Here is a 6,774-nt window from a genome sequence, read left to right as displayed (position 1 = left end):
ACTGTAGTCGCTTAGAAAAATCGGCGATTGTCCAATTCCCGCTGAACCGGGACAGGTACACTATTCACCGGGAAATACGAAGCGCTCCTCAATCGCAATCGAAGGAGTATCTCCATGCGCGAATTGCGGGAATCATGCCTTTGCGAAAAATCGGTATTCTGATACCGACCCCGCGCGAAGCGCGCGGATTCATCGCGGCAATGAAAATGCAGCGGTGCGATGCGGAGACGTATGTCTGCCGACTCCCCGGGACCACCGTCATCCTTCAAGTATGCGGCATCGGACTGAACAATGCGCGCAGGCAGGCGAATCGAATCGCCGGACAAGGGATCGATCTTCTTCTTCTGGCCGGTTTCTGCGGCGGACTCGATGCCGGACTCGCAGTGGGCGACCTTGTGGCGGACAACCAGTCGAGCGATCCCCGATTTTCCGGCCGTGTGGCCGCCATTGCCGCATCAAGGAACATCGGATTTCATCTCGGCGGGATCCATACATCGCCGGTGGTGCTGTGGCGCGCTGAAGACAAAACACGCTTGGGACGGGAATCGGGCGCCATCGCCGTTGACATGGAGAGCGGTGCGGTCCGCGATGTCTGCCGGATGCGGGATGTCCCCTATGGTTCATTCCGCACCGTAAGCGACACCGCCCGCCAAGATCTTCCTTCGGCCATGCGGCATCTGACGGCGGAAGGAAAAGCCAACCTCCGAATGTGGATCGCCCTTGCCTGCAATCCGCGCGACTGGTTTCGCGCCCGCCGCCTGCTGGCGGCGGCCCGCATCGCCGAACGCCATCTCACCGCCGCGCTCGTGGATTGGATACACGAGTGATATGGGTCACCCAAGAAAAAGCGGCATTTCTCGTGCTCGTGCACGAACCTACTGGCCCCTTCTAAGGACCTTCCTCAAGCCGCCGGTTCTACTGGTGGCGAGTGACTTCTGAGTGTCTTTTTGACCGCCGGCCGGAATCCACGGCCGGAACCGCTTTCAACCACCGATTCCCGGTTCAAGAAGCATCGAGTCCCTCGACCTCATTGAGACAATACTGCCACGGTGATGCCGCCGCGCGGTTTTCGGCGCCGCAATCCGCGAAATCTTCTTCACGCACAAGAATGTGCCGCTTTTCCGCGTCGAGCATGCCGCGCCGTTCGCAGTAACGAAGGAACTTTCGCCATCGCCGCTGAAACGAACGGGGATCGAGCAGCCGCGGATCCACAGTGAAACCGTCCGCCGCATGCCGTCGCGCGGCATGCCGAATGTGCTCCGCCAATTCGCTTGTCGAAATATCGGAATTGCCGCTCCTGGCCGCGGTCCGGAATTCGACGGCGGCAAGATATCCCACGGTAATCGCCGTCAGCTGGCGTGCGGTCTCGCGAACCCATCGGGACAGTTCCTCCTGAGACCATGCTTTCGCGCCATGGACAGGCGGCCCGACATGCACAAACACCGCCGGGCGGCCGGTCGTCGTGAAATCGTAGGTCATCGCGATGAATTGCATCACCGTGTCGCATGAAGCGCCCTGAAGCAGTTGAAACAATCCCGATCGGATGCGCCCCATCCGGCCGTCGGGCGACAAAATTCCTTCGGGTGACATGAACACGCAGCCGCCCGAGTCGAGCACGGCGACAAAACGTTCGAGGCACTCCGCGAGCCGCGCGCGGTGCCGTTCCCAAAGCCGTTCCGCGACATCGGGCATGAAGATGGACGTTTCCCGGAGCGTGAACAAGGCATCGCGGTACGGCCAGCGCAACAATTCGGCGATTGGGGTTTGCGCCGATGCGCCGGGAACCACGGTTTCCACGTCTTCCGCCAGGATTTCCCCGAGCGGCTTGTTGCCCCCGTCCTCGATGGCATCCAAAAGATGCGCCATGAGGAATCGCCGCCGCGCAAGCGCCATGGGAAGCCAGCCCATGCCCCGCATCAAGCCGCCGACACGCACCGGAAACAACAAAAAACTGAGCCACCGGGGCCGGCGAACGGCATACCCCGCAATGAACCCGGGAAGGTAGACATGCTCGCCGCACATGACGACACTGCGGCTTATGGCGCCGCGCCCACGGCACAACCAATACACCGTGCCCAGCGCCACGACACCGTCCGAATCGCGCTTGTGCAAGGCGATGTAGACAGCGCCCGGCCGGTTGGCCAGTTGAGCACGCCCCATGACGCGAACGCAAAACATGATGCGCGCCGTGGTCCAGAATCCCGCGTACAACAAAACGCGCAGCACCCGTCCCCACCAAGGGAAATGAAGCGGCGACGATCCGTCGTTGCCTGTCATACTGCCGGTCATCTTGTGTGCGTCCTCAGTAACGATAACAGGCGTTGGGCGGAATGTTACCGCTTTACGGCCTTGTTATCGCCGGACGGGACGACCGTCACGGGGGCGATGGCTTCAAGTTGTGGTTTCAGCACGTCGGCGGGACCCGTGACCACGATGACGAGACGATCCGGATCCAGGGTGGCTTTTGCGAGATCCACGCATTGATCCGCGGTTGTGCCCGCAACGCCTTTGAGGAGTTGCGCGAAATAATCCGCCGGCAGCCCATTGGATTCGATGAGCCACAGATCGCCCATGATCTGTTGTGGCGTTTCATGATCGGCGGGAAAACTTCCGGCGATATACGCCTTTGTATCGTCAATCTCAACGGGCGCCGGCGGTTCGTCTCGCAGTCGCCGGATTTCGTCGAGGCAGGTTTTCACGGCATCGGCGGCCGTCCCAACCTTGGTGAAGGTGCCCAGCGCGAACTGACCGGCCATCCGTTGTGCCGAATAGCCGCCGCTCGCACCGTAGGTCAGACCCTTCTTGACGCGGAGGGTGTCGTTTAGGCGGCTGCCGAACGCGCCGCCGAAATACCCGCTTACGACGCGGGAATGGAAATAGCGCGGATCGTCGCGCGTAATGCCGCGCTGTCCCACCCGGATTTGCACCTGATCGCCCGCCCTGTCCACGAGATAGATCTGTGTCGCCCGCGATTCGGGAATGGGCGGGACCTCGGGTCTCGGCTGTTTTCCTTTGGCCTCCCAACGACCCAGTGCGGCTTCGGCAAGACGGACGGCCTCATCGAGTTTCACGTCGCCCGCGAAATACAGCACAGCCATGTCGGGCCGCCCGAACCGTTTCCACCAATTTCTGAGATCTTTCACCGCCAAGGCTTCGACGTCCGCGACACACCCCAAGGGCCGTCGCGCATAGGGATGCTCGCCATAGAGGCGCCGTTCGAATTCGCGCCATGCGATATACGAAGGTTCTTGTTCCTGCACCGTGAGGCTCGTGATTTCTTCCTTGCGGCGCTTCTCGAATTCTTTCGCATCGAAACGCGGCGTTAGAATGGTCTCGGCCATGAGGTTCACGGCGCGTTCGAGGTGTTCGGTGAGGCAACCGCCCGACATCGCGGCATTGTCCATGCCCGAATACCCATCAAGCCAAATGGCGTAGGTGTCGAGTTCATCGGCCAGTTCCTCGGCGGTATGTTGGGCGGTGCCGCCTTTCGTCAGCATGCTCATGGCCATCGCCGCCGTTCCCGGTTTGTCTTCCGTCCATGCGCCGGCGCGAAGGCCTAACTGGAAACTCACAAACGGAACCTCGTGGTTGGGGACAACGACGACCTTGAGTCCGTTCGCGAGCGATCGCGTTTCAAAGTGCGGCGTCGGATCATATTCAAGCAAACCGGCGAACGGCGGTGACGCGGGAAAATCGGCGGGACGCAATACCCCGGGCCGTCCGGCGGGCGGCGGATTCGTCTCCGGCGGCGCCGTGATGGGCGCCTCGTCTTCGGCGCTTTTCTTTTTTGAAAAGAGGCCCGCCATGTTCGCCTCGACCTTGCCCCGGAACACCCGTTGAGGATCAAAATAGGTTCTCGCCACTTCCAACAGCCGTTCCGGAGTGATGCTCCGAATGCGTTCAAGACGCCTGTTGACGCGCGCGGTGTCGCCTTCAATCACCGTGGCCCGGCCGAGAACACTCGCCTTGCTCGAAACGTACAAGTCTTCCGTGACCAGGTTCCGAAGCATCTGATTGCGCGCCTTGGTCAATTCGCGTTCCGTCACAGGAGTTGAACGCAACAAGGCGACTTCTTCTTCGAGCGCCGCCAGCGTCTCGTCGTATTTCGTGCTCGTGGGATGGAGCGCGGCGCCGACCACGAAGACGCCGTCTTGCTCAAGGCTCCAATCAAACCACGCAATCTGAACCGCCAGGCCTTTCTCGGACACGAGACGGCGGTACAAGCGGCTGCTGTCGCCCCCGGCCAGGATGCGCCCCAAAAACTGCAACGCCGTCAAATCGTCGTTCGAGGCCGGCACGGTGCGATAGCCGAGTCCAACCAACGGAGCGGGGGCATTGTCCTGTTTGAAGATGACGGTCTTGGGCTGGTCCGGCATGGGTTCGCGAATGGTGACGCGCGGCGGGTCCGGATAACGCGGAATCCATCCGAAATACCGTTGCGCGAGCGCCTGCGCCTCCTCGTGCCGGACGGCGCCCGCGATGACGAGGACCGCGTTGTTCGGTGTGTAGTGCGAAGTCCAGAATGCGCGCAATTCCGGCACGGACGACGCGCGCAAATGCGGAATGTTGCCGATGGGCGACCAACGATAGGGATGCACCTTGAAAACTTCCGCAAGCGCCTCCTCGTTGAGCGTGCCGTATGGCGCATTCAGGCCAAGCCGCCGCTCTTCCTCGACGACCTTGCGTTCGGTGTCGAACGACGCCTGATCGATTTTGAGGAAACTCATGCGTTCGGCTTCGAGCCACAGCGCCAGTTCGATTTGGTTCGCCGGAAGCGCCTCGAAGTAGACGGTCTGATCGAACGACGTATAGCCGTTGCAGCGTCCGCCGGCCCGCCGCACGAGATCGAAGTGGCTCGTCGGACCCAGGCGATCCGTGCCGCGAAACATCATGTGCTCGAACATGTGCGCGAAACCCTGCCGCTCCGGATCCTCATCCTTCGATCCGACGTGGTACCAGAGATTCACGTTGACGATCGGACACGAGAAGTCTTCGAGCGTAATCACGCGGAGGCCGTTGTCGAGTTCGATGGAACGGTAGTCGAGATACCCCGGCTCGCTCCCCCACGCCACGGCGGCAAGACAGGCGAGTAAAAACAACAGCATCCGGCCCCAAGGTTTCATTGGCGCGATTCTCCACATGTTGTACGGCTTGATGGTTCTCGTCCGTCTCCAACCTTTCCAACGTCGCATGGCTCAACCCGGCACGCCGAGTTTACGCAGGATCGTCATCATGGGACACCAGTTCGTCAGCGCCGACTGGGCCAGATTCACTCCGACAAACCCCGTGAACAAAAGCCAATAGGGGCTATGAACCGCCGCCAGCACGGCGGATGCCGTTACCAAGGTACCGGCTATTAGACGCAGCCATCGGTCAACCGTCATAAAATACGCTCCTTGTCGTTACCCCAAAACGGGCCGAAATCACCCTTATCATGCCCAAACCGGCACGGTATGGGCAAAGTCTAATGATATAAACAGCACGGGAGCCTTGAATATGTCCAGAATCTTCATGCCGTTGATGGCCCTTGCGTTATTGCCCGGCTGCGTCTCCGTCTCCGATCCCGGCGCATGGCCGCCCCAGTCCGTCGAGCGCAACGAGTGGTTAGATAAAACAACCGGCCACAAGGTTATCCGCCTGTCCCGCCGCGAAGGGAACAACGAGGTCTTCTATTTTCACCAAAATCCCTTTACGGAAGCGGGAGACAAAATGGTCTTCATGGGTTCCACGGATAATGGACGCTGCGCCTTTACGGTGGATCTGAAGACCTACGAGATTCGACAAATCACGGATCGCAACGTCGGATTCGAGGTCGTCGCGCCCAAAAGCCGCCAACTGTTCTACGTCAACGGCGATAGCGTGTATTCGACGCATCTCGACACGCTCGAAACGAGGGAAATCGCGAAGATACCCCATCACTACACATGGGGACGCGGGCTGAGCGTCAACAGCGACGAAACCCTGTTGGCCGGCTGCTATTGCCGAGGCGAGGAAACGTATTATCAGTCGGACATGCCGCGCAACCAGTGGATTCGGGCTATATGGAAGGCCCAATTGCCCAATGCGCTGTACACCATCGAAATCGCCACGGGCGTCGTGCGCGAAATTCACCACGAGAACGAATGGCTCGGCCACGTGCAGTTTTCGCCGGTCGATCCGACCCTGATCGAGTTCTGCCACGAGGGACCGGCCCGCGAAGTCGAGCGCATGTGGATGATCCGATCCGACGGAACCGGGCTGCAAAAAGTTCTTGAAAAGAAATATGCGCGCGAAATCCAGACGCACGAATTCTGGTCGCCTGACGGAACCAAGATCTGGAGCGACTTCCAGATTCCGGCGTTTCCCGCGCGGATTACACGATTCATGGAAGCGTTCACCTATCCGAAACATTCCCTCGCCTGCACCGATGTGCGCACAGGAGAAACCACGCGCTATCCGTTCAAGATGCGTTACGCCTCGCGCCACTTCAACATTTCGCGGGATCAAAGCATGTTCTGCGGCGACGGCGAGGGCGGGAGTTTCCGCCTATGCCCGTCGGGCAAATGGATTTTTCTGTACCGGATTGCAAACGGCAAACTGCGCATCGAAAAATTGTGCAGCATGAAGGGCCATTCCTGGAAATCGCATCCCGAACCCAATGTCCATTTCACGCCGGATGGCAAATGGGTGGTGTTTCAATCGGACACCGGCGGGACCCTTCAGGTGTATGCCGTTTCGGTGGCCCGGAAGGAATAGCGGGCAAGGCCTCGGCGCGCAAACATCCGCTCCGCGCCG

At 60.1% G+C, this 6,774-nt stretch carries 5 protein-coding genes; 2 read left to right on the top strand and 3 right to left on the bottom strand.

All coding sequences use genetic code 11. From position 1 onward, the window contains the following. The coding region (locus P5540_17255) for a hypothetical protein (GenBank protein HRT66568.1) at positions 1–827 on the top strand (827 nt) is incomplete at its 5' end. 175 nt (positions 828–1,002) lie between these two features. Here the strand turns inward: P5540_17255 and P5540_17250 are convergent. The 3 genes from P5540_17250 to P5540_17240 all read right to left on the bottom strand — a co-directional run bounded on the left by P5540_17250 (position 1,003) and on the right by P5540_17240 (position 5,384). Beyond that, the gene (locus tag P5540_17250) at positions 1,003–2,289 is read right to left on the bottom strand and encodes a hypothetical protein (GenBank protein ID HRT66567.1); all 1,287 of its coding nucleotides are present in this window, start codon (positions 2,287–2,289) and stop codon (positions 1,003–1,005) included. A gap of 44 nt (positions 2,290–2,333) precedes the next feature. Beyond that, entirely contained in the window at positions 2,334–5,123 is a 2,790-nt protein-coding gene (locus P5540_17245; GenBank protein HRT66566.1) for a pitrilysin family protein, read from the bottom strand. 72 nt (positions 5,124–5,195) lie between these two features. Then, complete coding sequence (locus P5540_17240; GenBank protein HRT66565.1) at positions 5,196–5,384, bottom strand: DUF2892 domain-containing protein; 189 nt, start codon at positions 5,382–5,384, stop codon at positions 5,196–5,198. A gap of 112 nt (positions 5,385–5,496) precedes the next feature. On the opposite strand from P5540_17240, the gene P5540_17235 reads away from it, so the two are divergent. Further along, positions 5,497–6,735 carry an oligogalacturonate lyase family protein gene (locus tag P5540_17235; protein ID HRT66564.1) on the top strand — a complete coding sequence of 413 codons (1,239 nt, stop codon included), beginning with the start codon at positions 5,497–5,499 and terminating at the stop codon, positions 6,733–6,735. The last annotated feature ends 39 nt before the right edge of the window (positions 6,736–6,774 follow it).

The sequence above is a fragment of the Candidatus Hydrogenedentota bacterium genome, assembly GCA_035450225.1.
Lineage (GTDB): Bacteria > Hydrogenedentota > Hydrogenedentia > Hydrogenedentales > SLHB01 > DSVR01.
This window is presented reverse-complemented; position numbering and strand designations above follow the sequence as displayed.